This window comes from Pseudomonas sp. p106, from assembly GCF_003936645.1.
In the GTDB taxonomy this organism is placed as follows: Bacteria; Pseudomonadota; Gammaproteobacteria; order Pseudomonadales; family Pseudomonadaceae; genus Aquipseudomonas; species Aquipseudomonas putida_E.
In genome coordinates, this window is sequence record NZ_RHQR01000002.1 from 375,127 (window position 1) to 398,660 (window position 23,534).

28 protein-coding genes and 1 tRNA gene are annotated in these 23,534 nt (G+C 61.6%); 20 read left to right on the forward strand and 9 right to left on the reverse strand.

The annotated features are described in order from the left end of the window. Positions 1–225 precede the first annotated feature (225 nt). Positions 226–798: an SPOR domain-containing protein gene (locus EGJ09_RS04415; protein WP_046787184.1), complete on the forward strand. Its 573-nt coding sequence runs from the start codon at positions 226–228 to the stop codon at positions 796–798. Between the two features lie 197 nt (positions 799–995). Further along, the gene (locus EGJ09_RS04420) at positions 996–1,421 is read left to right on the forward strand and encodes a bifunctional (p)ppGpp synthetase/guanosine-3',5'-bis(diphosphate) 3'-pyrophosphohydrolase (RefSeq protein ID WP_046787183.1); all 426 of its coding nucleotides are present in this window, start codon (positions 996–998) and stop codon (positions 1,419–1,421) included. A 13-nt stretch (positions 1,422–1,434) separates the two neighbouring features. Here EGJ09_RS04420 and EGJ09_RS04425 read toward each other — a convergent pair whose 3' ends face one another. Together EGJ09_RS04425 and EGJ09_RS04430 are read right to left on the reverse strand one after the other, a co-directional pair. Then, positions 1,435–1,677 (reverse strand): DUF1654 domain-containing protein, encoded by a 243-nt coding sequence (locus EGJ09_RS04425; protein WP_039602925.1) that lies wholly within the window; start codon positions 1,675–1,677, stop codon positions 1,435–1,437. A 169-nt stretch (positions 1,678–1,846) separates the two neighbouring features. Continuing rightward, positions 1,847–2,935: an asparaginase gene (locus EGJ09_RS04430; RefSeq protein ID WP_046787182.1), complete on the reverse strand. Its 1,089-nt coding sequence runs from the start codon at positions 2,933–2,935 to the stop codon at positions 1,847–1,849. Between the two features lie 341 nt (positions 2,936–3,276). On the opposite strand from EGJ09_RS04430, the gene EGJ09_RS04435 reads away from it, so the two are divergent. The 7 genes from EGJ09_RS04435 (at position 3,277) to EGJ09_RS04465 (ending at position 10,235) form a co-directional block, all read left to right on the forward strand. After that, positions 3,277–4,233 (forward strand): sugar ABC transporter substrate-binding protein, encoded by a 957-nt coding sequence (locus tag EGJ09_RS04435; protein ID WP_046787181.1) that lies wholly within the window; start codon positions 3,277–3,279, stop codon positions 4,231–4,233. An 18-nt stretch (positions 4,234–4,251) separates the two neighbouring features. Further along, a complete protein-coding gene (locus EGJ09_RS04440; protein ID WP_125923342.1) occupies positions 4,252–5,805 on the forward strand; it encodes a sugar ABC transporter ATP-binding protein in 1,554 nt (517 codons plus the stop codon). Further along, positions 5,802–6,797: an ABC transporter permease gene (locus EGJ09_RS04445; RefSeq protein WP_125923343.1), complete on the forward strand. Its 996-nt coding sequence runs from the start codon at positions 5,802–5,804 to the stop codon at positions 6,795–6,797. Before EGJ09_RS04440 ends, EGJ09_RS04445 begins: the two co-directional genes overlap by 4 nt. A 4-nt stretch (positions 6,798–6,801) precedes the next feature. After that, positions 6,802–7,824: a LacI family DNA-binding transcriptional regulator gene (locus tag EGJ09_RS04450; protein ID WP_125923344.1), complete on the forward strand. Its 1,023-nt coding sequence runs from the start codon at positions 6,802–6,804 to the stop codon at positions 7,822–7,824. 9 nt (positions 7,825–7,833) lie between these two features. Continuing rightward, the gene (gene rbsK / locus EGJ09_RS04455) at positions 7,834–8,742 is read left to right on the forward strand and encodes a ribokinase (protein WP_125923345.1); all 909 of its coding nucleotides are present in this window, start codon (positions 7,834–7,836) and stop codon (positions 8,740–8,742) included. Further along, on the forward strand, positions 8,739–9,137 hold the full coding sequence (gene rbsD / locus EGJ09_RS04460) for a D-ribose pyranase (protein WP_012313857.1): 399 nt from the start codon (positions 8,739–8,741) through the stop codon (positions 9,135–9,137). The genes rbsK and rbsD overlap by 4 nt, the downstream gene beginning before the upstream one ends. Positions 9,138–9,227: 90 nt before the next feature. Further along, on the forward strand, positions 9,228–10,235 hold the full coding sequence (locus tag EGJ09_RS04465) for a nucleoside hydrolase (protein ID WP_125923346.1): 1,008 nt from the start codon (positions 9,228–9,230) through the stop codon (positions 10,233–10,235). Here the strand turns inward: EGJ09_RS04465 and EGJ09_RS04470 are convergent. Continuing rightward, on the reverse strand, positions 10,207–10,419 hold the full coding sequence (locus tag EGJ09_RS04470; protein ID WP_125923347.1) for a hypothetical protein: 213 nt from the start codon (positions 10,417–10,419) through the stop codon (positions 10,207–10,209). The genes EGJ09_RS04465 and EGJ09_RS04470 overlap by 29 nt on opposite strands. Positions 10,420–10,704: 285 nt before the next feature. Between EGJ09_RS04470 and EGJ09_RS04475 the strand changes: the two genes are divergently transcribed. Then, the gene (locus EGJ09_RS04475; RefSeq protein WP_046787175.1) at positions 10,705–11,025 is read left to right on the forward strand and encodes an I78 family peptidase inhibitor; all 321 of its coding nucleotides are present in this window, start codon (positions 10,705–10,707) and stop codon (positions 11,023–11,025) included. Between the two features lie 314 nt (positions 11,026–11,339). Here the strand turns inward: EGJ09_RS04475 and EGJ09_RS04485 are convergent, their stop codons facing one another. Together EGJ09_RS04485 and EGJ09_RS04490 are read right to left on the reverse strand one after the other, a co-directional pair. Further along, the gene (locus EGJ09_RS04485; RefSeq protein WP_012313861.1) at positions 11,340–11,552 is read right to left on the reverse strand and encodes a cold-shock protein; all 213 of its coding nucleotides are present in this window, start codon (positions 11,550–11,552) and stop codon (positions 11,340–11,342) included. A gap of 159 nt (positions 11,553–11,711) precedes the next feature. Continuing rightward, positions 11,712–12,014, reverse strand: coding sequence for a hypothetical protein (locus EGJ09_RS04490; protein WP_115275249.1), 303 nt, complete (start codon positions 12,012–12,014; stop codon positions 11,712–11,714). Positions 12,015–12,349: 335 nt separating this feature from the next. Here EGJ09_RS04490 and thrS point away from each other — a divergent pair, with 335 nt between their 5' ends. The 10 genes from thrS (at position 12,350) to EGJ09_RS26700 (ending at position 21,133) form a co-directional block, all read left to right on the forward strand. Then, complete coding sequence (gene thrS, locus EGJ09_RS04495; RefSeq protein ID WP_046787173.1) at positions 12,350–14,272, forward strand: threonine--tRNA ligase; 1,923 nt, start codon at positions 12,350–12,352, stop codon at positions 14,270–14,272. Then, positions 14,272–14,823 carry a translation initiation factor IF-3 gene (infC, locus tag EGJ09_RS04500; protein WP_174141673.1) on the forward strand — a complete coding sequence of 184 codons (552 nt, stop codon included), beginning with the start codon at positions 14,272–14,274 and terminating at the stop codon, positions 14,821–14,823. Before thrS ends, infC begins: the two co-directional genes overlap by 1 nt. A gap of 60 nt (positions 14,824–14,883) precedes the next feature. After that, on the forward strand, positions 14,884–15,078 hold the full coding sequence (rpmI, locus tag EGJ09_RS04505) for a 50S ribosomal protein L35 (protein WP_012313865.1): 195 nt from the start codon (positions 14,884–14,886) through the stop codon (positions 15,076–15,078). A 28-nt stretch (positions 15,079–15,106) separates the two neighbouring features. Beyond that, the gene (gene rplT, locus EGJ09_RS04510) at positions 15,107–15,463 is read left to right on the forward strand and encodes a 50S ribosomal protein L20 (RefSeq protein ID WP_003250671.1); all 357 of its coding nucleotides are present in this window, start codon (positions 15,107–15,109) and stop codon (positions 15,461–15,463) included. A 110-nt stretch (positions 15,464–15,573) separates the two neighbouring features. Further along, positions 15,574–16,590 carry a phenylalanine--tRNA ligase subunit alpha gene (gene pheS / locus EGJ09_RS04515; RefSeq protein WP_046787172.1) on the forward strand — a complete coding sequence of 339 codons (1,017 nt, stop codon included), beginning with the start codon at positions 15,574–15,576 and terminating at the stop codon, positions 16,588–16,590. Positions 16,591–16,621: 31 nt separating this feature from the next. After that, positions 16,622–19,003, forward strand: coding sequence for a phenylalanine--tRNA ligase subunit beta (gene pheT / locus EGJ09_RS04520; protein ID WP_125923349.1), 2,382 nt, complete (start codon positions 16,622–16,624; stop codon positions 19,001–19,003). A 4-nt stretch (positions 19,004–19,007) separates the two neighbouring features. Continuing rightward, positions 19,008–19,310, forward strand: coding sequence for an integration host factor subunit alpha (gene ihfA, locus EGJ09_RS04525; protein WP_003250679.1), 303 nt, complete (start codon positions 19,008–19,010; stop codon positions 19,308–19,310). After that, positions 19,291–19,647: a MerR family transcriptional regulator gene (locus EGJ09_RS04530; RefSeq protein ID WP_008100384.1), complete on the forward strand. Its 357-nt coding sequence runs from the start codon at positions 19,291–19,293 to the stop codon at positions 19,645–19,647. Before ihfA ends, EGJ09_RS04530 begins: the two co-directional genes overlap by 20 nt. A gap of 110 nt (positions 19,648–19,757) precedes the next feature. Beyond that, positions 19,758–19,834 (forward strand) — tRNA-Pro (locus EGJ09_RS04535). Between the two features lie 738 nt (positions 19,835–20,572). Continuing rightward, positions 20,573–21,133, forward strand: a complete 561-nt coding sequence (locus EGJ09_RS26700) for an HNH endonuclease (RefSeq protein ID WP_052750458.1) — start codon at positions 20,573–20,575, stop codon at positions 21,131–21,133. Positions 21,134–21,170: 37 nt separating this feature from the next. Here the strand turns inward: EGJ09_RS26700 and EGJ09_RS04545 are convergent, their stop codons facing one another. From EGJ09_RS04545 to EGJ09_RS04560, 4 genes are all read right to left on the reverse strand, one after another. Continuing rightward, complete coding sequence (locus tag EGJ09_RS04545; RefSeq protein WP_115275246.1) at positions 21,171–21,413, reverse strand: DUF3077 domain-containing protein; 243 nt, start codon at positions 21,411–21,413, stop codon at positions 21,171–21,173. 70 nt (positions 21,414–21,483) lie between these two features. Then, positions 21,484–21,753, reverse strand: a complete 270-nt coding sequence (locus EGJ09_RS04550) for a DUF3077 domain-containing protein (RefSeq protein ID WP_046787113.1) — start codon at positions 21,751–21,753, stop codon at positions 21,484–21,486. Positions 21,754–21,917: 164 nt separating this feature from the next. Further along, entirely contained in the window at positions 21,918–22,160 is a 243-nt protein-coding gene (locus EGJ09_RS04555) for a hypothetical protein (RefSeq protein WP_046787112.1), read from the reverse strand. 443 nt (positions 22,161–22,603) lie between these two features. Beyond that, positions 22,604–23,326 (reverse strand): FadR/GntR family transcriptional regulator, encoded by a 723-nt coding sequence (locus EGJ09_RS04560; protein ID WP_046787111.1) that lies wholly within the window; start codon positions 23,324–23,326, stop codon positions 22,604–22,606. Between the last annotated feature and the right edge of the window lie 208 nt (positions 23,327–23,534).

Consider the following 23,534-nt stretch of genomic DNA (forward strand, 5'->3'; position numbering starts at 1 on the left):
ACATAGCTCAGTTGGTTAGAGCACCACCTTGACATGGTGGGGGTCGTTGGTTCGAGTCCAATTGTGCCTACCAAACATCAGAGAGGGCGATCCGAAAGGGTCGCCCTTTTTGCATTGTGCGCGTCCGGTGGGTGGCCGGTATGTAGCAAGGTGTAACGTATGGTCGCGGTCCGGGCCATGGGCCGCCATGCTAGAATCCGCCGCTTCGAAACGGGAGGTACACGCGTGCGCAAACTGGCAGTGGTAATGGCAGTGCTGGCCCTGGTGGGCTGTGAGAACGAGGTCGAAGGTGTGCACAAGCAGGTGGCCGAGCACCTGCACAACCCCAAGACCGCCAAGTTCGGCAACGTGCGGATCGACACCAAAGGCACCATTTGCGGTCAGGTGCGTGGCAAGGACGATGCCGGGCAGTACGAAGCCTACCGCAGCTACGTCGCCGTCAAGGGTGAAGGTGGCCAGTACGACATTATCGTCGACGACAATGGCAACAACCTGCGCATCCGCGAAATCTGCGGCGGCGCCGAGTTACAGCGCCGCGCCGAGGCCTTGGCCGATCAGCCTGCCCCCCAAGGCTGGGATGTCGAGGTGATCCAGGGCGCCAACATGGGTGCATTGAGCGACATGACCGCCCGCCTGATCGAGAAGGGCATCCCGTCCTCGGTCGAATACCGCAATGGCAAGCCGGTGGTGCTGCTGGGGCCGTTCCCTACCAAGGAAGAGGCCGAAGCGCGCAAGGCAGAGGTCATGGCCAAGCTGGGCACGGATTCGGTTGTCATTCAGCACGGTGCGCAGCGCTGACTTTGTAGTATGGCCTCTAGTGTGGGAGTCGGCTTGCCGGCGATCACCGGCGCAGCCGGTGCCATGCACTGAGGTGCCTGCATAGAGGCGAGCCGCCTTTTCCCGCTGGCTGTGAAAGCGCCGGAACAGACGTCTGTCATCTGTAACCCGACCCGTCTATGCTTGCTCTGTGAGACGGCTGAAACGGGGAGGGCCTCATGTCTACACTGGAGCGGGCCATCGTGGTAGCCACCAGAGCGCATGAAGGGCAATACGACAAAGGCGGTGCGGCGTATATCCTGCACCCCCTGCGGGTGATGATGCAGGTGTCCACGCCCGAACAGCGCATCGTCGCCGTGCTTCACGACGTGATCGAAGACACGCCGCTGACACTTTCCGACCTTGCCCGCGAGGGCTTCACGCTAAAGATCCTGGCCGCCTTGCTGGCCTTGAGCCGGCGTGATGGCGAAAGCTACGAGGATTTCGTCGTGCGCCTTGGCTGCGACCCGCTGGCGCGTACCGTCAAAATGGCCGACCTGGCCGACAATAGCGACCTTTCACGCATCGCCTGCCCAGGCCCGGCCGACCTGGCACGGCTGGCCCGTTATCGGCAGGCCAGCGCCTACCTGCAGGCACTGGCCTAGGCCCCTTGCGCGGTCAATCGTCCTTCGGCACCGTCCAGAAAATCTGCACACCGCCATCGTCGCGGTGGGCGAGGGTGACGTTGTCGTTCTCGGCGATCTCCTCGAGCAGGGTTTCCCAGTCGTCGGGCGACTCCTGCTCCAGGCGGAAGATCAGGGCGGCGCGGCTACGTTGAGCGATGGGGCTGTTGATGATTTTCTGGATACGCGTACCCAGTTGTTCATAACTGCTCGGCGTTGCAGGGGCGGTACTGGCCACGGGGCTTTTCCTTGTTTTGCTGTATGCGCGTACAGTATTTCACTGTAAGGTATTTCGCAACTGCGTGTAAGGTAAAAAAGCGGAGGGCTGTGGGTGGCCGATCCGTGGCGATTTAAACCGCGAAAAAGGGCCGGTGTAGCCAGCACACCAGCCCCTTGTCATGCAGCAATCAGTATTCCCAGAAAATCCGCTGCAGCTCTTTGCTGTCCTGGGTCTTGGTCATTGCCACCATGGCCAGGATCCGCGCCTTCTGTGGGTTCAGGTCGTGCGCCACAACCCAATCGTTCTTGTCATCCGGCTGCTCGGCGTTGCGCAGCACGAAACCGCCCTGGTTGACGTGCGACGAGCGGATGATCTGCACGCCATCCTTGCGCAGCTCCTGCAGTGCCGGCACCACGCGCGACGACACCGAACCGTTACCGGTACCGGCATGAATCAGCGCTTTCGCGCCGTTCTGTGCCAGTGCCTTGTAGGCCGTGTCGGTCACGTTGCCATAGCCGTAGGCGATGTCGACCTGCGGCAGGCTGCTGATCTGCTTGATGTCGAATTCCGAGTTGACGGTGTGACGCTTGGCCGGCAGGCGGAACCAGTACGATTTGCCTTCCACCACCATGCCCATCGGGCCCCAGGCGCTCTTGAACGCTTCGGTCTTGATGTTGACCGCCTTGCTCACGTCGCGGCCGGACTGGATCTCGTCGTTCATGGTCACCAGTACGCCCTTGCCGCGGGACTGCTTGTCGCTGGCCACGGCCACGGCGTTGTACAGGTTGAGCATGCCATCGGCCGACATGGCGGTGCCCGGGCGCATGGAGCCCACCACCACGATCGGCTTGTCGGTCTTCTCTACCAGGTTGAGGAAGTAGGCGGTTTCTTCCAGGGTGTCGGTGCCGTGGGTGATGACGATGCCGTCGACGTCCTTGCTTTCGGCAAGTTCGGCGACGCGCTTGCCCAGCTTGAGCAGGTCGTCATTGCTGATGCTTTCGGAGGCGATCTGCATCACTTGCTCGCCGCGCACGTTGGCAATGCCGGCAAGCTCCGGCACGCCGGCGATCAACTTGTCGATGCCCAGCTTGGCCGCTTGGTACGTGGCACTGTTGGCAGCACTTGCACCGGCGCCGGCAATGGTGCCGCCGGTTGCGAGGATGACCACGTTGGCCAGCTTCTGTTGGGTTTGGGCTTCTTTCGCCGAAGCAGCGGTTGGCAGGATAAGCAGCAACGCCAGGGCGCTGGGTGCGAAGGTCTTCAGTGCAGCATTCATATTATTGTTCTCTCTTCCTAAAGGAGATTTTGCTGTGTCGCACAGGGTGCAAGGCAGTTTTCGTACCATCCTTGGTAGGGCGCTGTAATTTCCTGTATGCCGCTGTGGCTGTGGGCCGGGCTTGACATGAAGAGCGCGCAGGCGGCCCCTCGAATTCGGCAATCCGAACAAACATAGGAAAACCTGTTCGGTTTTTCGGAAGAATCCAAGATAATCTGCGCCAGAAGCAACGCAGCCCCCGGCAGCGAAACGGATTTGACAAAACCTCATCCTGTTTCCATAGTTAGCCAACGCAAACGTTTGCGATCCGATAAAAACCACAAGATTCGGAGTCATCTCCCATGAAACTGCCGTTCCCCGGTCGTCTGCTGGCGCTCGCCGTCATTTCATCGCTGTCGCTTGCCCTGCCTCTGTCCGCTGCCCATGCCGAAGACAAACCCAAGGTCGCCCTGGTGATGAAGTCGCTGGCCAACGAATTCTTCCGCACCATGGAAGACGGCGCCAAGGCCTACCAGAAAGACCACGCCAACGAATTCGACTTGGTGGCCAATGGCATCAAGGACGAGACCGACACCGGCAACCAGATCCGCATCGTCGAGCAGATGATCGCCACCGGTGCCAAGGCGCTGGTCATCGCACCGGCCGACTCCAAAGCCCTGGTGCCAGTGATCAAGAAGGCCATGGACGCCGGCATCACGGTGGTCAACATCGACAACCGTCTGGACCCCGACGTACTCAAGAGCAAGAACCTCAGCGTCCCCTTTGTCGGCCCCGACAACCGCAAGGGCGCCCGTCTGGTGGGTGACTACCTGGCCAAGGAAAAGCTCAAGGCCGGTGACCAGGTCGGCATCATCGAAGGCGTGCCGACCACCACCAATGCCCAGCAGCGCACCGCCGGCTTCAAGGACGCCATGGAGGCGGCGCAGATGAAGATCGTCTCGGTGCAATCGGGTAACTGGGAAATCGACAAAGGCAACGCCGTCGCCGCCGCCATGCTCAACGAGTACCCCGACCTCAAGGCGCTGCTGGCCGGCAACGACAGCATGGCCCTGGGCGCTGTCTCGGCGGTGCGCGCCGCCGGCAAGACCGGCCAGGTGCAAGTGGTGGGTTACGACAACATCAACGCCATCAAGCCCATGCTCAAGGATGGCCGCGTGCTTGCCACCCTCGACCAGGCGGCCAGCCAGCAGGCGGTGTACGGCATTCAGGCGGCATTGCAGATGCTCCAGGGCCAGAAGCCGAACGTGGACGCCGACAACGTCATCCAGACCCCGGTCGAACTCATCACCAAGCCTTGACGGCCAGGAGACATGGCCATGCCTGTAACGGCCAATGAAGTGCTGCTCGCTGCCAGCGGCTTGGGCAAGAGCTACGCGCAACCGGTGCTGGGCGACGTCAGCCTGGCCCTGCGCGCCGGCGAAGTGCTGGCCCTGACCGGCGAGAACGGCGCTGGCAAGAGCACCCTGTCCAAGCTCATCAGCGGCCTGGAAACGCCCACCACCGGGCACATGACTTTCCGCGGCCAGGCCTATGCGCCTGGCAGCCGTAGCGCCGCCGAGCGCCTTGGCGTGCGCATGGTCATGCAGGAACTCAACCTGCTGCCGACCCTGACCGTGGCCGAAAACCTGTTCCTCGACAACCTGCCCAGCCGCTTCGGCTGGATCAGCCAGAAGCGCCTGCGCCAACTGGCCACGGCCGCCATGGCACAGGTTGGCCTGGACGCCATCGACCCGGACACCCCGGTGGGCGAACTGGGCATCGGCCACCAGCAGATGGTGGAGATCGCCCGCAACCTGATCGGCGACTGCCATGTGCTGATCTTCGACGAACCCACCGCCATGCTCACCGCCCGCGAGGTGGAGTTGCTGTTCACCCAGATCGAGCGCCTGCGCCAGCGCGGCGTGGCCATCGTCTACATCTCCCACCGCCTTGAAGAACTCCAGCGTGTGGCGCAGCGCATCGTGGTGCTGCGCGACGGCAAGCTGGTGTGCGACGAGCCGATCCAGCGCTACAGCAGCGCCGAACTGGTCAACCTGATGGTCGGCCGCGAGCTGGGCGAACACATCGACCTGGGTCGCCGGCATATCGGCGCGCCGTTGCTCAAGGTCGACCGGCTATGCCGCGGTGTCAAGGTGCGGGACGTGTCGCTGCAGGTCAGGGCAGGGGAGATCTTCGGTATCTCCGGTCTGATTGGTGCCGGGCGCACCGAGCTGCTGCGGCTGATCTTCGGCGCCGACCGCGCCGACAGCGGCAGCATCGAAATCGGCCAGCCACTCAAGGCGGTGACCATCGACTCGCCCAAGGCAGCGGTCAAGGCCGGTATCGCCCTGATCACTGAAGACCGCAAGGGCGAAGGCCTGCTGCTGACGCAATCGATCAGCGCCAACATCGCCTTGGGCAACCTCGCCGCGCTGTCCCGCGCCGGGGTGGTCGACGGCGACGCCGAAAAGGCCCTGGCCGAACGCCAGATCAATGCCATGCGCATCCGCAGTGCCAATGCCGCCCAGCCGGTCGGCGAGCTGTCCGGTGGCAACCAGCAAAAGGTGGTGATCGGCCGCTGGCTGGAGCGTGACTGCCAGGTGCTGCTGTTCGACGAACCCACCCGCGGCATCGACGTGGGCGCCAAGTTCGACATCTATGGCCTGCTGGCCGAGCTGGCGCGCCAGGGCAAGGCCCTGGTGGTGGTGTCCAGCGACCTGCGCGAGCTGATGCTGATCTGCGACCGTATCGCCGTGCTGTCGGCCGGCCGCCTGATCGACACCTTCGAGCGCGACCACTGGAGCCAGGACCAGCTCCTTGCCGCCGCTTTCGCCGGCTACCAGAAACGTGACGCCCTGCTGCACGACGCAGCGCCCAGGATGGATGCATGAAAACCACACCTCTCGACACACAGGCCGGCGCCCCCGCGCGCCGCAGCGGCACCTACTTCGGCCTCGGCACCTACCTGGGTCTTGCGGGCGCCTTGCTGGCCATGATCGTGCTGTTCTCGTTGCTCAGCAGCCACTTCTGGTCGTACGCCACCTTCAGCACCCTCGCCAACCAGATCCCCGACCTGATGGTGCTGGCCGTGGGCATGACCTTCGTGCTGATCATCGGCGGCATCGACCTGTCTGTGGGGTCGGTGCTGGCGCTGGCGGCATCGGCAGTCAGCGTGGCCATCCTCGGCTGGGGTTGGAGCGTGCTGCCGGCCGCCTTGCTCGGCATGGCTGTCGCCGCACTTGCCGGCAGCATCACCGGTGCAGTCACGGTGGCCTGGCGCATCCCGTCGTTCATCGTCTCGCTGGGCGTGCTGGAAATGGCCCGCGGCCTGGCCTACCAGTTCACCGACTCGCGCACCGCCTACATCGGCGATGCCTACGCCTGGTTCTCCAACCCGATCGCCTACGGTATCTCGCCGGCCTTCATCATTGCCTTGCTGGTGATCATCCTCGCCCAGCTGGTGCTGACCCGCACCGTGTTCGGCCGCCACCTGATCGGCATCGGCACTAACGAAGAGGCCGTGCGCCTGGCCGGCATCGACCCGCGCCCCTACAAGGTGCTGGTGTTTGCCCTGATGGGCCTGCTGGCAGGCTTGGCCGCGCTGTTCCAGATTTCCCGCCTTGAGGCCGCCGACCCCAATGCTGGCGCCGGCCTGGAGCTGCAGGTGATCGCCGCTGTAGTGATCGGCGGCACCAGCCTGATGGGCGGGCGCGGCTCGGTCATCAGTACTTTCTTCGGCGTGCTGATTATCTCGGTGCTGGCCGCAGGCCTCGCACAGATCGGCGCCTCAGAACCCACCAAACGCATCATCACCGGGGCGGTCATCGTCATCGCCGTGGTGCTCGACACCTACCGTAGCCGGCGAGCAGGCCGGCGGAACTGAAAACATGGCAACCATCAAAGACGTCGCGGCACTCGCGGGCATTTCCTACACCACAGTGTCCCATGTACTGAACAAGACCCGCCCGGTCAGCGAACAGGTGCGGCTGAAGGTCGAAGCGGCCATCGTCGAGCTCGACTACGTGCCCAGCGCCGTGGCGCGTTCGCTCAAGGCGCGCACGACGGCTACCATCGGGTTGCTGGTGCCCAACAGCGTCAACCCTTACTTCGCCGAGCTGGCGCGCGGCATTGAAGATGCCTGCGAGCGCAACGGCTATTGCGTGATCCTGTGCAACTCCGATGACAACCCGCAGAAGCAGCGCAGCTACCTGCGCGTGCTGCTGGAAAAACGCATCGACGGCCTGGTGGTGGCGTCGGTGGGCGAGGACAGCGACCTGCTGCAGAGCCTGGCCTGCGTGCGCACGCCGATGGTCATTGTCGACCGAGCACTGGAAGGCGTGGACGCCGACCTGGTGCGCATCGACCACGAGCAGGGCGCGTACCTGGCCACCCAGCACCTGCTGGAGCTTGGCCATCGCGACATCGCCTATATCGGCGGCCCGGCTGCGACCGGGGTCAGCCAGCTGCGCCTGGCCGGCTTCCACCGCGCCATGGCCGAGGCGCAGGTAGCCGTGCAGGGGGCGCACATCCTGCAATGCGACTTCACCAGCCCAGGCGGCCATGCGGCGGCCGCGCAGCTGCTCGACGGCCAGCGGCCCACGGCGATTTTCGCCGGCAACGACATGATCGGCTTCGGCGTGCTGCGTGCGGCTGCCGAGCGCAACATCAACGTGCCGGGCGAGCTGTCGGTGATCGGCTTCGACGACATCGAGCTGAGCCGCTACGTGTACCCACCGCTGACCACCGTTGGCCAGTCGATCCGCGAGCTCGGCGAAAGTGCAGCGGCGCTGTTGCTGTCACGTATCGCTACGCCCCGCCGCGATGGCGCAGAGCAACGCATCGTCGCCCCGCGCATCGTGCTGCGCGAGTCCACCGGGCCGCGCCCGGACCTGTTCAATGATTACCGCTAAGGAATGCCCATGAGTGCCAAGGTAGTGGTGGTCGGTAGCCTCAACATGGACCTGGTGGCCCGCGCCGAGCGGCTGCCACGTGCAGGCGAAACATTGGCCGGCGAAAGCTTTTGCACCGTGCCGGGGGGCAAGGGCGCCAACCAGGCGGTGGCCGCAGCACGCCTGGGCGCAAGCGTGGCCATGATCGGCAACGTCGGCGCTGACGCCTACGGCCAGCAGTTGCGCCAGGCCCTGGAAGTGGAGGGTATCGATTGCCAGGCGGTGAGCGAGTGCCCAGGCGTCTCCAGTGGGGTGGCGCTGATTACCGTGGATGCCGCCAGCCAGAACTGCATCGTCATCATCCCCGGCGGCAACGGCCAGCTTACCCCGGCAAGCGTGCAGCGTTTCGACGCGCTGCTGCAGGCTGCCGAGGTGATCATCTGCCAGCTCGAAGTGCCTGCCGACACCGTGGCCTGGGCCCTGGCCAGGGGTCGTGAGCTGGGCAAGACGGTGATCCTCAACCCGGCCCCGGCCACTGGCCCGTTGCCCGCGCAGTGGTTCGCCCATATCGATTACCTCATCCCCAACGAAAGCGAGGCCGAGGCGCTGGCCGGTAAGCCGGTCAACGACCTGGCCAGCGCCCGCCGTGCCGGCGAGCGCCTGCTGCAACTGGGCGCCGGCAAGGTCATCGTCACCCTTGGTGCGCAGGGCGCGGTGTTCGTCAGCCGAGATGGCAGCCGGCACTTCCCGGCGCCGCAGGTCAAAGCGCTCGACACCACGGCAGCGGGCGACACCTTTGTCGGCGGTTTTGCAGCCGCGCTGGTGCGCGGCCTGGAGGAGAGTGAAGCGATCACCTTCGGCCAACGCGCTGCGGCGCTGTCCGTCACTCGCGCCGGTGCGCAGCCTTCGATCCCGACCTTGGCGGAGCTAGCCCCATGAAAAAGACCGCGCTGCTCAATATTGCCCTGTCGCGCACCATTGCCGGGCTGGGCCATGGCGATATCCTAGTGATCGGCGATGCCGGTTTGCCCGTGCCGCCAGGGGTCGAACTGATCGACCTGGCCTTGACGCCGGGCATTCCCGACTTCGCCAGCGTGCTGCGCGCAGTGCTCAGCGAGATGCAGGTGGAGCGCCATGTGCTGGCCGAAGAGATGCAGAAGGTCGTGCCGCCCGGCCTGGTCGAGATCGAGCGTCTGCGCGGCAAGCTCGGCAAGCGTGAATGGCTGAGCCATGAGCAATTCAAGGTGTTGTCGCGCAGTGCGCGCGCCGTGGTGCGTACCGGCGAGTGCCAGCCCTACAGCAACATCGCCCTCATAGCTGGCGTAACCTTCTAGTTCCCAGTCCAGTCTGTGGGGGGCGGCTTGCCGGCGATGGGCCGCCAAGCGGCCCCGACCGCTTCACCACCAAGGCAACAGGAGTGCCCCATGCTCAAACCTCTGCTACAAGGACTCGCCCTCATGGCCGCAGCCGCCACCACCACGCTCCAGGCCGCACCCCGCGACCTGATCATCGACACCGACCCCGGCGCCGACGATGTGGTCGCACTGTTCCTGGCCATGGCCTCGCCGGACGAACTCAATATCCGCGCCATCACCACCGTCGCCGGCAACGTGCGCCTCGACAAAACCTCGCGCAACGCCCGCCTGGCCCGCGAGTGGGCCGGCCGCGAAGACATCCCGGTGTACGCCGGGGCAGGGCGCCCGCTGGTGCGCACGCCCATCTACGCTGCCGAAGTGCATGGCGAAGAAGGCCTGACCGGTGTCCCGGTGCATGAACCGAAAAAGCCCCTGGCCCCGGGCAATGCCGTGCAGTACCTGGTCGATACGCTCGGCGCTGCCGAACCCCGCAGCATCACCGTGGCCATGCTCGGCCCACAGACCAACCTGGCCCTGGCTCTGATCCAGCGCCCGGACATCGCCAAAGGCATCAAAGAGGTGGTGGTGATGGGCGGCGCCCACTTCAACGGCGGCAACATCACCCCGGCGGCAGAATTCAACCTCTACGCCGACCCGCACGCTGCCGAGGTGGTGCTGGCCAGTGGCGTGCCACTGACCTACCTGCCACTGGACGTCACCCACAAACTGCTCACCAGTGACGCCCGCCTCAAGCAGCTGGCAGCCGTGAACAACCAGGCCAGCAAGCGCGTGGTGGACATCCTCAATGCGTACATCAAGCACGACATGGACTTGTACGCCATGCCCGGCGGCCCGGTGCATGACGCCAGCGTCATTGCTTATCTGCTCAAGCCCGAGTTGTTCAGCGGGCGGCGCATCCACATGAGCGTCGACAGCCGCGAGGGCCCGACCTTCGGCCAGACCGTCGCGGACTGGTACGGCGTGCTCAAGCAGCCGGCCAACGTGATGTGGGTGGGCGAGGGCGATGCCCAGGGCTTTTTCGACCTGCTCAGCGCGCGCCTGGCTCGATTGCAATAGCGGCGTGCGGTGCGTAGCGCTCGAACACCTGGTCGATGAAGCTGCGCGCCGCCTCGCTGCCCAAGTCGCGCACCAGCAGGTCCAGGGCGATCAATACCAGCTCTTCTGGCGTGCTGGGGCTGTAGGCGCTCTGGCCCTCCGCCCATTTGACCTTGATGTCGGCGTCGATGCTGTGGTGGCTCATGAAAGGCTCTCGTTTGGGCCTGTGGCGGAGGGGCGAACACCTGACCCTGGTGTTCGCAGCAGGCACTGTGCCTGCACTTCTTAAAGTAAATCATCACTTTGCGTCAATGGCTCTTCGACTTAAGAATAAAAAGCCTGCCCAAGCAAACCAACTGCGTGGTGCAAAATCCGGTCACGATTGCCTTTCGCCATGCGCGGTGAGTTCGGGCAGACTTGTGCGGTTTTGCAACGAATTCTGGGTGGAACTGTCGGAACAGGCAGTTCCCAGATCTATTTAGGAGGATTCATGTTCCGTACCCGTGCTTCCCTGGCAACCTTGCTGGTCGCTGCTGTGCTGGCTGGTTGCAGCACTGGTGGCAGCTCTGGCGGCGGCAGCGCCCCGGCTGCAGCTGCAGGCAACGACGGGCGCTGCGAGGCCAGCGGTGCCGATTTCGCCATTGGCAAGCAAGGCAGTGCCGACCTGCTCGAGCAGGCGCGCAAGGCCAGTGGCTCACAGATTGCCCGTATTCTCAAGCCACATGACATGGTGACCCTGGAGTACCGCTCCGAGCGCCTCAACCTGAATGTGGACGAGCAGGGCAAGGTGACCCGCGTCAACTGCGGTTGATGCAGCCCCTACGAGGTGCAGGCGTGTGCTGCCCTGGTTAATGCCCATGCATCTATTGATGAAGCCTCAGCCTTCTCATCTGTCGGCGATAATGCAGCTCCAAATACGGCACGCCCCCCGTAGGAGCGGCCTTGTGTCGCGAAAGGGCCGCAAAGCGGCCCCGGCATTTCAAGCGGCGGAGCTAGAAACCTGGGGCCGCTTCGCAGCCCTTTCGCGACACAAGGCCGCTCCTACGAAGGGCAGGCGTATGCTGCCCTGGCAAGCGCCCATAAAAAAACCCGCCACAAGGGCGGGTTTTTTTACAGCTATCCGAATTACTCCGGACGAACCTGCGCAGCCTGCATACCCTTCTGGCCTTTTTCGGCAACGAAGGAAACAGTCTGGCCTTCTTTCAGGCTCTTGAAGCCGTCGGATTCGATGGCTTTGAAGTGAACGAACAGGTCGTCGCCGCCGCCTGCTGGGGTGATGAAGCCGTAGCCTTTCTCATCATTGAACCATTTGACGGTGCCTTGTTGGCGATTGGACATGGGTGAATCTCCAGAACATTTAATTTTCAGTGGTGCAATGTGGCCGAGGCTACGGAGCACGGACACCATAATAGTCTAATTCTGCGCCTGTAGCGTCTTTTACCTTCGCAGGATGCTGATCCAGGGCAAATAAAGCCCGGAAAGCCCTCTGCGCATGGCTCATTTCGGCTTGCAGGCCGCTTGCACGACGGTCTGTGCCTTCTGCATCAGCTTGGCGTCAACGCCGTCATTGCTGTCCAGGTCTTCGATCTCCTTATCAGTGAAATTATCTTTGATGGCTTGCGCGCCGCACGAACAATGCTTGTCTGCAGTTGCAGCGTCGACACCTTGACCTTGCGCCACCTGTTTGCATTGCGTCATGTAGGCACCCTCCTTGCCGGCAGGGAAGTTGCCAGCGGTGGCTGCCATGGGCAGCAGCAGGGCGCCAGCGGCCGCCAGGGCCAGAAGAGACGGAACTCGCATAACCAGACACTCCTTGGGTTAAGGTCTCATCAAGAGTAGGTTGCTTCCCAAAGTCTGATAGGAAATTTTCCGTGTAAGTTCACCGCTACCGCGTAATTTCCAAATATTTCTGCGCTGCCATGCAACCCCCGTGCTAGCATGCCCGGCTTGCACCTGCACACGTGCAGCGTGCAACTATCTTTTTACTTTCCAGTCACTCAGGTCCCCCTGGCAAGCCGAAAGGCTCCTGCCACTGTGAGGCAGGCTTCCTTCAAGGAAGGCAGGTCGGATCTTGTACTGGCTCATCCCAACCCATGTGACCTTTGGTAGGGGTCACCACTAGGAGAGGAGGCGCCATGCCCACTATTACTCTTCCCGATGGCAGTCAACGCGCGTTCGATCACGCGGTATCCGTAGCCGATGTCGCCGCTTCGATCGGTGCCGGCCTGGCCAAGGCCACCGTTGCGGGCAAAGTCGACGGCAAGCTGGTCGACGCCTGCGAGCTGATCACCCACGACGCCACCCTGCAGATCATCACCCCTAAAGATGAAGAGGGACTGGAGATCATCCGTCACTCGTGCGCCCACCTTGTAGGCCACGCAGTGAAACAGCTGTACCCGACCGCCAAGATGGTCATCGGCCCGGTCATCGACGAAGGCTTCTATTACGACATCGCCTACGAGCGCCCCTTCACCCCTGAAGACTTGGTCGCCATCGAAAAGCGCATGCAGCAGCTGATCGAAAAAGACTACGACGTCATCAAGAAGATGACCCCGCGCGCCGAAGTCATCGACGTGTTCAAGGCCCGTGGCGAAGACTACAAGCTGCGCCTGGTCGAGGACATGCCCGACGAGCAGGCCATGGGCCTGTACTACCACGAAGAATACGTCGACATGTGCCGTGGCCCGCACGTGCCGAACACCCGTTTCCTCAAGGCATTCAAGCTGACCAAGCTGTCCGGCGCCTACTGGCGTGGCGATGCCAAGAACGAGCAGCTGCAGCGCGTGTACGGTACCGCCTGGGCTGACAAGAAGCAGCTGGCTGCCTACATCCAGCGCATCGAAGAAGCCGAAAAACGCGACCACCGCAAGATCGGCAAGCAGCTCGACCTGTTCCACCTGCAGGAAGAAGCGCCAGGCATGGTGTTCTGGCACGCCAACGGCTGGACCGTCTACCAGGTGCTCGAGCAGTACATGCGCCAGGTCCAGCGCGAAAACGGCTACTCGGAAATCAAGACCCCGCAAGTCGTCGACCGCATCCTCTGGGAGCGTTCCGGCCACTGGTCCAACTACGCCGAAAACATGTTCACCACCTCGTCGGAAAGCCGTGATTACGCGGTCAAGCCGATGAACTGCCCGTGCCACGTGCAGGTGTTCAACCAGGGCCTGAAGTCGTACCGCGACCTGCCGCTGCGCCTGGCCGAATTCGGTGCCTGCCACCGTAACGAGCCTTCCGGCGCCCTGCACGGCATCATGCGCGTACGTGGCTTCGTGCAGGACGACGCGCACATCTTCTGTACCGAAGACCAGGTGAAGAAAGAAGCCGCCGACTTCATCAAGCTGACCCTGGACGTGTACAAGGACTTCGGTTTCACCGACGTCGCCATGAAGCTCTCCACCCGCCCCGCCAAGCGCGTGGGTTCCGAAGAGCTGTGGGACCGCGCCGAAGGTGCACTGGCCGACGCCCTGAACGAATCCGGCCTGGAATGGGAATACCAGCCAGGTGAAGGTGCCTTCTACGGCCCTAAAATCGAATTCACCCTGCGCGACTGCCTGGGCCGTAACTGGCAGTGTGGTACCCTGCAGTACGATCCGAACCTGCCAGAGCGCCTGGACGCCAGCTACATCGCCGAAGACAACGCGCGCAAGCGCCCGGTGATGCTGCACCGCGCCATCCTCGGCTCGTTCGAGCGCTTCATCGGCATGCTCATCGAGCACTATGCCGGCGTGTTCCCGGCGTGGCTGGCACCGACCCAGGCCGTGATCATGAACATCACCGACAAACAGGCCGATTTCGCCCTTCAGGTTGAGAAATCTCTGAACGGTAGCGGTTTCCGTGCCAAGTCGGACTTGAGAAATGAGAAGATCGGCTTTAAAATCCGCGAGCATACTTTGCTCAAGGTCCCGTACCTTTTGGTTATAGGGGACCGCGAAGTCGAAACGCAAACCGTCGCTGTGCGTACTCGCGAAGGTGCAGACCTGGGCTCCATGCCCGTCGCCCAGTTCGTTGAGCTTCTGACACATGCGGTTTCCCGGCGTGGTCGCCAAGAATCGGAGTAATGACTATTAAGCGTGAAATGAGAAACGATAAACGTGCTGCACCGAAGGCCCCGATCAACGAGAATATCTCGGCCCGCGAGGTTCGGTTAATTGGCGCAGACGGCGAGCAGGTTGGCATCGTCTCGATTGATGAAGCGCTGCGTATCGCTGATGAAGCGAAGCTGGACCTGGTTGAAATCTCTGCAGACGCGTTACCGCCTGTCTGCAAGGTCATGGACTACGGCAAGCACCTCTTCGAAAAGAAGAAGCAGGCTAACGAAGCCAAGAAAAACCAGAAGCAGATCCAGATCAAAGAAATCAAGTTTCGTCCAGGGACGGAGGATGGGGATTACCAGGTAAAACTACGCAACCTGGTACGTTTCCTTACCGATGGGGACAAGGCCAAGATCTCTCTGAGATTCCGTGGTCGTGAGATGGCCCACCAGGAGCTGGGCATGGAGCTGTTGAAGCGGGTTGAAGCTGACCTCGCCGAATACGGCACCGTTGAGCAGCATCCGAAGATGGAAGGACGCCAGCTTATGATGGTCATCGCCCCCAAGAAAAAGAAGTAATCTCCCGGGCACGGCAGGCCTGATGATTATGTGTAATTTTATCGAATGCGGAGTTCCAACATGCCAAAAATGAAAACCAAGAGCGGTGCTGCAAAGCGCTTCCTGAAGACCGCTACCGGCTTCAAGCACAAGCACGCTTTCAAGAGCCACATCCTGACCAAAATGTCGACCAAGCGTAAGCGTCAACTGCGTGGTAGCAGCTTGCTGCACCCGTCTGACGTCGCGAAAGTCGCGCGCATGCTGCGCGTTCGTTAATTCTGGTCAAAGATAGAGGAAGTTACTCATGGCTCGTGTAAAGCGCGGCGTTATCGCTCGTAAGCGTCACAAAAAAATTCTGAAGCTGGCTAAAGGTTACTACGGTGCACGCTCGCGCGTATTCCGCGTAGCCAAGCAGGCAGTCATCAAGGCAGGCCAATACGCCTACCGCGACCGTCGCCAGAAGAAGCGTCAGTTCCGCGCACTGTGGATCGCTCGTATCAACGCCGGTGCCCGCACCAACGGTCTGTCTTACAGCCGTCTGATTGCTGGCCTGAAAAAGGCGTCGATCGAAATCGACCGTAAGGTTCTGGCTGACCTGGCAGTGAACGAAAAAGCGGCGTTTGCTGCAATTGTCGAGAAAGCTAAAGCCGTTCTGGCTTAAGTACCCACGACAATCATCCGGCAGCGTTCTGCGCTGTCGGGTGTAAAACGTCATCGATAGGGGAAGAGCCTTCAAAGCTCTTCCCCTATTTTCGTATCTGGAGTCTGTACATGGAAAACCTGGACGCGCTGGTCTCCCAAGCCCTTGAGGCCGTGGAGCGCGCTGAAGACATCAATGCCCTGGAACAGATCCGGGTTCAGTATCTTGGCAAAAAAGGCGAACTGACCCAGGTGATGAAGACCCTGGGCAACCTGCCAGCCGAAGAGCGCCCGAAAGTCGGCGCGCTGATCAATGACGCCAAAGAGCGCGTCACCGAAGTGCTCAACGCACGCAAGGCAGCCTTTGAAGAGGCCGAGCTCAGCGCTCGCCTGGCCGCCGAATGCATTGATGTGACCCTGCCAGGCCGTGGCCAGGCCACCGGTGGCCTGCACCCGATCACCCGTACCCTTGAACGCATCGAGCAGTTCTTCACCCATATCGGCTACGGCATCGCCGAAGGCCCTGAGGTCGAAGACGACTACCACAACTTCGAAGCGCTCAACATCCCCGGCCACCACCCGGCCCGGGCGATGCACGACACCTTCTACTTCAATGCCAACATGCTGCTGCGCACCCACACCTCGCCGGTGCAGGTGCGGACCATGGAGTCCACCCAGCCGCCAATCCGCATTGTGTGCCCGGGCCGCGTTTACCGCTGCGACTCGGATATCACCCACTCGCCGATGTTCCACCAGGTCGAAGGCCTGCTGATCGATCGCGACATCAACTTTGCCGACCTCAAGGGCACCATCGAAGAGTTCCTGCGCGTGTTCTTCGAAAAAGAACTGGCCGTGCGCTTCCGCCCGTCGTTCTTCCCCTTCACCGAGCCTTCCGCCGAAGTCGATATCCAGTGCGTGATGTGTTCCGGCCAAGGCTGCCGCGTGTGCAAGCAAACCGGCTGGTTGGAAGTGCTGGGCTGCGGCATGGTGCACCCGGACGTGCTGCGCATGTCCGGCATCGACCCTGAAGAATTCCAGGGCTTCGCCTTCGGCATGGGCGCCGAGCGCCTGGCCATGCTGCGCTACGGCGTCAACGATTTGCGTCTGTTCTTCGACAACGACCTGCGGTTCTTAGCCCAATTCCGCTAGGCCCAATCGACGCAACTTTCAGGAGAACAGCATGAAATTCAGTGAACAGTGGCTGCGCGGTTGGGTAAACCCGCAAGTCTCCCGTGACGAACTGGTCGCCCGCCTTTCCATGGCCGGCCTTGAAGTCGACAGCGTAACCCCCGCTGCCGGCCAGTTCAGCGGCATCGTCGTGGGCGAAATCCTCGCCACCGAACAACACCCTGACGCCGACAAACTGCGCGTCTGCCAGGTCAGCAACGGCCAGGAAACCTTCCAGGTCGTCTGCGGCGCCCCCAATGCGCGCCAGGGCATCAAAATCCCGTTCGCCATGATCGGCGCCGAACTGCCGGGCGACTTCAAGATCAAGAAGGCCAAGCTGCGCGGCGTCGAGTCGTTCGGCATGCTGTGCTCGGCAGCAGAGCTGCAGATCAGCGAAGAAAACGACGGCCTGCTCGAACTGGCTGCCGACGCCCCGGTAGGCGAAGACATTCGCCAGTACCTGAACCTGGACGACGCCAGCATCGAAATCGGCCTAACCCCCAACCGCGGTGACTGCCTGTCGCTGGCGGGCCTGGCCCGCGACGTCAGCGCCCTGTACAACGTCCCGGTCACCCGCCCGGTGGTGCCGGCCGTACCGGCTGCCCACGACGAAGTGCGCCCGGTCGAAGTCAGCGCCCCGGCCGTGTGCCCACGCTACCTGGGCCGCGTCATCCGCAACGTCGACCTCAGCAAGCCCACCCCGCTGTGGATGGTTGAACGCCTTCGCCGCAGCGACGTGCGCAGCATCGACGCCGCCGTCGACATCACCAACTACGTGATGCTCGAACTCGGCCAGCCGATGCACGCCTTCGACCTCGCCGAAATCAACGGCGGCATCCGCGTACGCATGGCCGAAGAGGGCGAGAAGCTGGTGCTGCTCGACGGCCAGGAAGTCGCCCTGCGCGCCGACACCCTGGTCATCGCCGACCACACCCGCGCCCTGGCCATTGCCGGCGTGATGGGTGGCGAGCACAGCGGCGTCAACACCGAAAAAACCCGCGACCTGTTCCTTGAAAGCGCCTTCTTCGAGCCGATCGCCGTTGCCGGCAAGGCCCGTTCCTACGGCCTGCACACCGACGCCTCGCACCGCTACGAGCGCGGCGTCGACTCGCAACTGGCCCGCGAAGCCATGGAGCGCGCTACCGCACTGGTGCTGGAGATTGTCGGCGGCGAAGCCGGCCCAATCATCGAAGCCGTCAGCGAACAGCACCTGCCGCAAGTCGCCCCGGTGACCCTGCGCGCCGAACGCATCACCCAGATGCTCGGCATGGAGCTGCAGGCCGCTCAGGTCGAGCAGATGCTCAACGCCCTGGAGCTGACCACCACGGCCAACGGGGCAGGGGAGTGGACCGTCAAGGTGCCAAGCCACCGCTTCGACATCAGCCTGGAAGTCGACCTGATCGAAGAGCTGGCCCGCCTGTACGGCTACAACAGCCTGCCTGTGCGTTACCCGCAAGCGCGCCTGGCGCCCAAGGCCAACCCGGAAACCCGCGGTGAGCTGCCCAACCTGCGCCGCCTGCTGGTCGCCCGCGGCTACCAGGAAGCCATCACCTACAGCTTCATCGACCCGAAGCTGTTCGAGCTGTTCACCCCAGGCGTAGAGCCGCTGCTGCTGGCCAACCCCATCTCCAGCGACATGGCCGCCATGCGCGCCTCGCTGTGGCCGGGCTTGGTCAAAGCCATGCAGCACAACCTCAACCGCCAGCAAGACCGCGTGCGCCTGTTCGAAAGCGGCCTGCGCTTCGTCGGCCAGCTGGGTGACCTGGAGCAGCAGCCCATGATCGCCGGCGTTGTCACCGGCAGCCGCCTGCCAGAAGGCTGGGCCAACGGCCGTGACAGCATCGACTTCTTCGATGTCAAAGCAGACGTCGAAGCCCTGCTGGGCTACTCGGGCGCCCTGAGCGACTTCACCTTCGCCGCCGGCATACACCCCGCCCTGCACCCAGGCCAGACCGCTGTCATCCAGCGCGACGGCAAGGAAGTCGGCTACCTCGGCGCCCTGCACCCGGAAGTTGCCAAGGCCCTGGGCCTGGACCGCCCGGTGTACGTCTTCGAGCTGGTGTTGGGTGATGTGGTCGAAGGCCGCCTGCCGAAATTCAGCGAACTCTCCAAGTTCCCGGAAACCCGTCGTGACCTGGCCCTGATCGCTGGCCGTGACGTGGCCGCCAGCGCCGTGCTTGAAGTAATTCGTGACAATGCAGGCGAATGGCTTACAGACCTCAGGCTGTTTGACGTCTACCAGGGTAAAGGTATTGATCCTGATAGAAAAAGCCTGGCCGTCGGCTTGACCTGGCAGCATCCATCGCGCACTCTTAACGACGATGAGGTGAACACTACCCTGCAAAACATCCTCACCTCGCTTGAACAAAGGTTGAACACCACGTTAAGGAAATAACGGCATGGGTGCTCTGACGAAAGCTGAGATGGCCGAAAGGCTGTACGAGGAGCTGGGGCTTAACAAGCGTGAGGCCAAGGAGTTGGTCGAGCTGTTTTTTGAAGAAATTCGGCACGCACTTGAAGAGAACGAGCAGGTCAAGTTGTCCGGTTTCGGCAACTTCGACCTTCGCGACAAACGCCAGCGGCCGGGCCGCAACCCCAAAACAGGGGAAGAGATCCCGATCACTGCACGGCGCGTCGTCACCTTTCGTCCAGGGCAGAAGTTGAAGGCCCGGGTTGAGGCCTATGCTGGAACCAAGCCATAACGACGAACTGCCCCCCATACCGGGCAAACGCTACTTCACCATTGGTGAAGTGAGCGAGTTGTGTGCCGTAAAGCCACACGTGCTGCGGTATTGGGAGCAGGAGTTCCCTCAGCTCAACCCCGTGAAGCGGCGGGGCAATCGGCGGTATTACCAGCGCCAAGACGTGCTGATGATCCGCCAGATTCGCGCGCTGCTTTATGACCAGGGGTTCACCATTGGCGGGGCGCGGTTGCGGCTCTCCAGTGATGAGGTGAAGGATGAGTCAAGCCAGTACAAGCAGCTGATTCGGCAGATGATTGTTGAGTTGGAGGATGTGCTGGTGGTGTTGAAGAAGTGAGCTAGAGCTGGTGAATGGATTTTTTTGAAAAAAAGCTTCCATTTATCAAAAGGTTAGGGTAAATTCTTCAGCGTTCTCGGCAAGATTGAGAACATGCTTCAAAGCCCAGTCGGGGCGTAGCGCAGCCCGGTAGCGCACTTGCATGGGGTGCAAGGGGTCGAGTGTTCGAATCACTCCGTCCCGACCATTATTTAAACGACTAAGCCACCTTCGGGTGGCTTTGTTGTTTCTGGGGTTTGAGGTTTTAAAAGTTTTTTGGCTTTCGGGGTTTCTGGTCAAGAGGGGTAAGTGTCCGAGCGGGCGAAATTACCCTCCCACTACCAGCTGATCAATCTGTCGCCGATACTTTGATTTCTTACGGCGTGGTTCTCTGTCAGGCTGCTAGCTCGTGTGCCAAGTGCCTGGCGCGCCCAGACATTGGCGGCTTGCGCATTCTGGGGGGGGAGCATGTGAGCCCGTTAGTGGTCTAGCAATAGATAGCGGCTTGCTTAGGGCGCCGGGAGATTTAAACCCGCGTCTGGATTAGCGGGGTAAGTATTCAGCGATTCAACAGACTTTCATGCCTCAGGTGAATCACCATCTGAATTCCACATAGCGTTGGATGCCTCATCGTGCCGTACGAAAATTCCTACGCTTCCCTACCAATGATATTGTAGGACCACAGCAGGCATTCCTACAGGCACCGATACACAGCATGGATGTTCATCTCGATTCCCCCTCTGGCAAAGCTCGCACAGCTCACTCCAACCCCCCATGGTCCAGTGACGAACTCATACTCGCTATAGACCTGTATCTCCGGCACCGTCCTTCTCTCCCCTCACCAAAACCCCCAGACGTCCAAGAGCTTTCTCTGTTCCTCGGCAAGATGGGTAAGGCCCTGGGTGTAGGCCCTGTCACAAACTTCCGTAACGCCAATGGCGTGTGTATGAAGCTCGGCAATTTCAGGCATTGGGACCCGGACTACACCAGCGCTGGCAAAACCGGCCTAGTGAAGGGCAATAAAGGTGAGGCGGTGGTATGGGATGATTACGCTGAGGCACCCGAGCGTTTAGCCAAGGTTGTCACTGCCATCAGAGCTGCCGTAGAGCATCACCTATCTAGCGAAATCGCAGAACAGGCCTTGGGCGGCGGCGACGAGCCTGAGATCCAAGAGGCTGAAGAGGGTAAGGTGCTTACGAGGTTACACCGCTCCCGAGAGAGAGACCGTAGGCTGGTGGCTAGTAAAAAAAAGCAGGCGATGGCGAAGTTTGGAAAGCTCGTGTGTGAAGCCTGCGGATTTGACTTCGCTACTCGATACGGTGACGTCGGCCAGGGCCTCATCGACGTGCATCATACGAAGCCTGTTCATACTCTCCAACCCGGTGACAAGACGCACCTCAATGACCTCGCATTGCTATGCGCGAACTGTCATAGGGTCGTCCACTCAACCAGAGGCTGGCTTGAAATCGATCAGCTAAAAGCGGCGTTGGCAAGCGGTAAGGTGTAGCAGGGCGCACGCATGGTGAGCTTGTGACTGCAAGCATTCACCCCTTCAGGTTCAGCTCAATCTCTTCCAACAGCGCCTTGACCATCGCACTTAGGTGATACGAAGCCCAGATCATCTGTCGGTTGCCAATCATCACGCCGGTGATATTCAAATGCCGTGCGCAGTCCATCAACTTTGTTGCTTGCTCTATGGCGTAGCTGGGCTGTATTCCCGGTGCGATGGTGAACATGTTGCGACGCGGCGTGCCGCTCTGGTCGCCTTTGTATTTAGCTGCCGTCATGAGTGATTTTCCGCAATCGTTTCGACTTGAACTGGCCCCTTACAAGAGGCCAGTAGCGACACTGGAATATCTACTGCTGCATCCCCAGCTCGGCATCGTCGAGCAGCGCCTTGGCCAGTGCACTCAGGTAGTAGGATGCCCAGATCAATTGCGGGCTGTCTTCCATCAAGCCGGTAATGGTCAAGTCACGCACACAGCCCATCAACTCTGAGGCTTGCTCCCTGGCATTCTGGCAGGGGATACCAGGTGCGATGCAGAACAGCGGCTGAGTTTGGCCTTCTGCCTGATAGAACATGGTTTTGCCGGGTGTGGTTTTTTCGGTTGTGCTGTCTTTCGGCATGAGTTGGTTCCCTGAAAATACGGGTGCCTGGGCTGGCCCTATCGCCGGCAAGCCGGGCTCCACTGGTTCACCGGGCACCTGAGGGTCGTCTACAACCTCAGGGGCGGTGCCGTGTGGGGGCGGTAGCCTTCGAAAGAGCCAGGCCAGACTTAACGTGATGCGGCTTAATGCAGCGTTCCTTGCTCGATCGGCATTTGCACTTGCGCCAACGCGACCTCAAGCAATTTGCGCAAGGTTTCGAGCTCGTGCATGGAGGTCATGATCAACAAGGAGGAGGGCGACTTGGGTTGCATCATCATCGCCTGTTGCGCAACGGCTTCGGCGCAGAGTGCGTAATCTGCAGCCAGCATCAACGTATCTTCGAGGGAGTGAAGGTGGTGGGGTGGATCAGGAACAATTTTTAGCATCGGACTGTGTTCTCGGTGGGGCCACCGCCAATCCGCTGTCAAACGGAGAGGTGGCAGCTGTGCATGGGTTGACAGACCGGCGAACACAGAAACCGGCGCACGCAAGCGTGCCCCATACACAACCGCCATGAACGGTTCTGCGCTGTATATCGTCGCGGCCTGTCAAAGCCGGTCGTTGATGTGCAACGACCCACCGAGCCTAAAACTCAGAAATAACGACCGCAACGAAAAACAGGCGGCGGCAGTATCTTTGGGAAATGCCCTACAGGAAAGGGGTTAAATCTGATTTTTTCAGGCGCTCGCTGTAACAGCTTGTAAGTGCAGGCAGCCGAAATTCAGGGTTGTTCCTAGTGAGAAATGCACACGATGGGAGTTCCTTGCCTGCAACTGACTCCACCGCCCCTTGTACTGGGTAACCAGCGCCAGCAATCAACAGCTTTGCTTCAGCTAGTCGGGTCTTGCCCCAACACCTTGCTCAACGCCACACGCGCATCTTCAAGCTGCACCAGCGAAGCATGCCGTGCACCCAGCGCGTCGCCGTTCTGGATAGCAGTGAGAATCGCCTTGTGCCGGGGCAGGGCGAGTTGGTTGAAGTTCGGCCGCTGGTTGGAATAGCGCACCGATTCGCGCAGGGCCATCGAGAGCATGTTGCACAGGTAGGCCAACAGGTCGTTGTGGGTGGCGTCGGCGATGCGGGCGTGGAAGTCCAGGTCGGGTTGCAGGCGCTCTTCATGGGTGCGCGCGGCTTCCATGCGCTGGTAGGCCTCGGCGATCGACTCGACATCCTCGGGGGTGGCGTTGGTGGCGGCCAGCGCGGCGGCGGCGGGTTCGATAACCCAGCGCACGCTGGACAGGGTGTTGAAGAAGTCTTTTTGCGGGGTGGCCTGCATCAGCCAGTGCAGCACGTCGGGGTCGAGCATGTGCCAGTCATGGCGGGGCCTCACCAGCGTACCGACCCTTGGGCGGGCTTCGACCAGGCCCTTGGCGGTCAGGGCGCGCATCGCTTCGCGGAACACCGGCCGGCTGATCGCGTAGCTTTCGCACAGGCTGGCCTCGGAGGGCAGCTTTTGCCCGGGTGCGAGTTGGCCGGATACGATTTGCAGGCCGAGGTCCTGGACCAGGGTGGCGTGCATGCTTTTGCGCGTGGTGGGCTGGCGGTAGTTCATGGGGGCGCGGGAGGTCCTTCGAGCGAGGTGGGCATCATAGCATTAGTGGGTGGCGGAGGGCCTGTGGGGCAGGTGTCATGCAGGCAGTTGCAGCCATCGGTTTGCACTGCCTCAAGGTATGCGTGGGATGTGTAGGAGCGGCCTTGTGTCGCGAAAGGGGTGCGCAGCGCCCCCACAATTCATGCATCAGGCTGATATTGCCGGGGGC

What these genes read in the sequence shown, in the direction of transcription:
- EGJ09_RS04530 (WP_008100384.1), top strand. Translation starts at nt 19,291, where the DNA reads ATGCTGGAACCAAGCCATAACGACGAACTGCCCCCCATACCGGGCAAA.
- EGJ09_RS04435 (WP_046787181.1), top strand. Translation starts at nt 3,277, where the DNA reads ATGAAACTGCCGTTCCCCGGTCGTCTGCTGGCGCTCGCCGTCATTTCA.
- rbsD (WP_012313857.1), top strand. Translation starts at nt 8,739, where the DNA reads ATGAAAAAGACCGCGCTGCTCAATATTGCCCTGTCGCGCACCATTGCC.
- EGJ09_RS04440 (WP_125923342.1), top strand. Translation starts at nt 4,252, where the DNA reads ATGCCTGTAACGGCCAATGAAGTGCTGCTCGCTGCCAGCGGCTTGGGC.
- rbsK (WP_125923345.1), top strand. Translation starts at nt 7,834, where the DNA reads ATGAGTGCCAAGGTAGTGGTGGTCGGTAGCCTCAACATGGACCTGGTG.
- EGJ09_RS04475 (WP_046787175.1), top strand. Translation starts at nt 10,705, where the DNA reads ATGTTCCGTACCCGTGCTTCCCTGGCAACCTTGCTGGTCGCTGCTGTG.
- infC (WP_174141673.1), top strand. Translation starts at nt 14,272, where the DNA reads ATGACTATTAAGCGTGAAATGAGAAACGATAAACGTGCTGCACCGAAG.
- EGJ09_RS04445 (WP_125923343.1), top strand. Translation starts at nt 5,802, where the DNA reads ATGAAAACCACACCTCTCGACACACAGGCCGGCGCCCCCGCGCGCCGC.
- pheT (WP_125923349.1), top strand. Translation starts at nt 16,622, where the DNA reads ATGAAATTCAGTGAACAGTGGCTGCGCGGTTGGGTAAACCCGCAAGTC.
- ihfA (WP_003250679.1), top strand. Translation starts at nt 19,008, where the DNA reads ATGGGTGCTCTGACGAAAGCTGAGATGGCCGAAAGGCTGTACGAGGAG.
- EGJ09_RS04420 (WP_046787183.1), top strand. Translation starts at nt 996, where the DNA reads ATGTCTACACTGGAGCGGGCCATCGTGGTAGCCACCAGAGCGCATGAA.
- EGJ09_RS04485 (WP_012313861.1), bottom strand. Translation starts at nt 11,552, where the DNA reads ATGTCCAATCGCCAACAAGGCACCGTCAAATGGTTCAATGATGAGAAA.
- EGJ09_RS04450 (WP_125923344.1), top strand. Translation starts at nt 6,802, where the DNA reads ATGGCAACCATCAAAGACGTCGCGGCACTCGCGGGCATTTCCTACACC.
- EGJ09_RS04490 (WP_115275249.1), bottom strand. Translation starts at nt 12,014, where the DNA reads ATGCGAGTTCCGTCTCTTCTGGCCCTGGCGGCCGCTGGCGCCCTGCTG.
- EGJ09_RS04555 (WP_046787112.1), bottom strand. Translation starts at nt 22,160, where the DNA reads ATGCTAAAAATTGTTCCTGATCCACCCCACCACCTTCACTCCCTCGAA.
- EGJ09_RS04560 (WP_046787111.1), bottom strand. Translation starts at nt 23,326, where the DNA reads ATGAACTACCGCCAGCCCACCACGCGCAAAAGCATGCACGCCACCCTG.
- EGJ09_RS04545 (WP_115275246.1), bottom strand. Translation starts at nt 21,413, where the DNA reads ATGACGGCAGCTAAATACAAAGGCGACCAGAGCGGCACGCCGCGTCGC.
- thrS (WP_046787173.1), top strand. Translation starts at nt 12,350, where the DNA reads ATGCCCACTATTACTCTTCCCGATGGCAGTCAACGCGCGTTCGATCAC.
- EGJ09_RS04465 (WP_125923346.1), top strand. Translation starts at nt 9,228, where the DNA reads ATGCTCAAACCTCTGCTACAAGGACTCGCCCTCATGGCCGCAGCCGCC.
- EGJ09_RS04550 (WP_046787113.1), bottom strand. Translation starts at nt 21,753, where the DNA reads ATGCCGAAAGACAGCACAACCGAAAAAACCACACCCGGCAAAACCATG.
- EGJ09_RS04430 (WP_046787182.1), bottom strand. Translation starts at nt 2,935, where the DNA reads ATGAATGCTGCACTGAAGACCTTCGCACCCAGCGCCCTGGCGTTGCTG.
- rpmI (WP_012313865.1), top strand. Translation starts at nt 14,884, where the DNA reads ATGCCAAAAATGAAAACCAAGAGCGGTGCTGCAAAGCGCTTCCTGAAG.
- pheS (WP_046787172.1), top strand. Translation starts at nt 15,574, where the DNA reads ATGGAAAACCTGGACGCGCTGGTCTCCCAAGCCCTTGAGGCCGTGGAG.
- rplT (WP_003250671.1), top strand. Translation starts at nt 15,107, where the DNA reads ATGGCTCGTGTAAAGCGCGGCGTTATCGCTCGTAAGCGTCACAAAAAA.
- EGJ09_RS26700 (WP_052750458.1), top strand. Translation starts at nt 20,573, where the DNA reads ATGAAGCTCGGCAATTTCAGGCATTGGGACCCGGACTACACCAGCGCT.
- EGJ09_RS04470 (WP_125923347.1), bottom strand. Translation starts at nt 10,419, where the DNA reads ATGAGCCACCACAGCATCGACGCCGACATCAAGGTCAAATGGGCGGAG.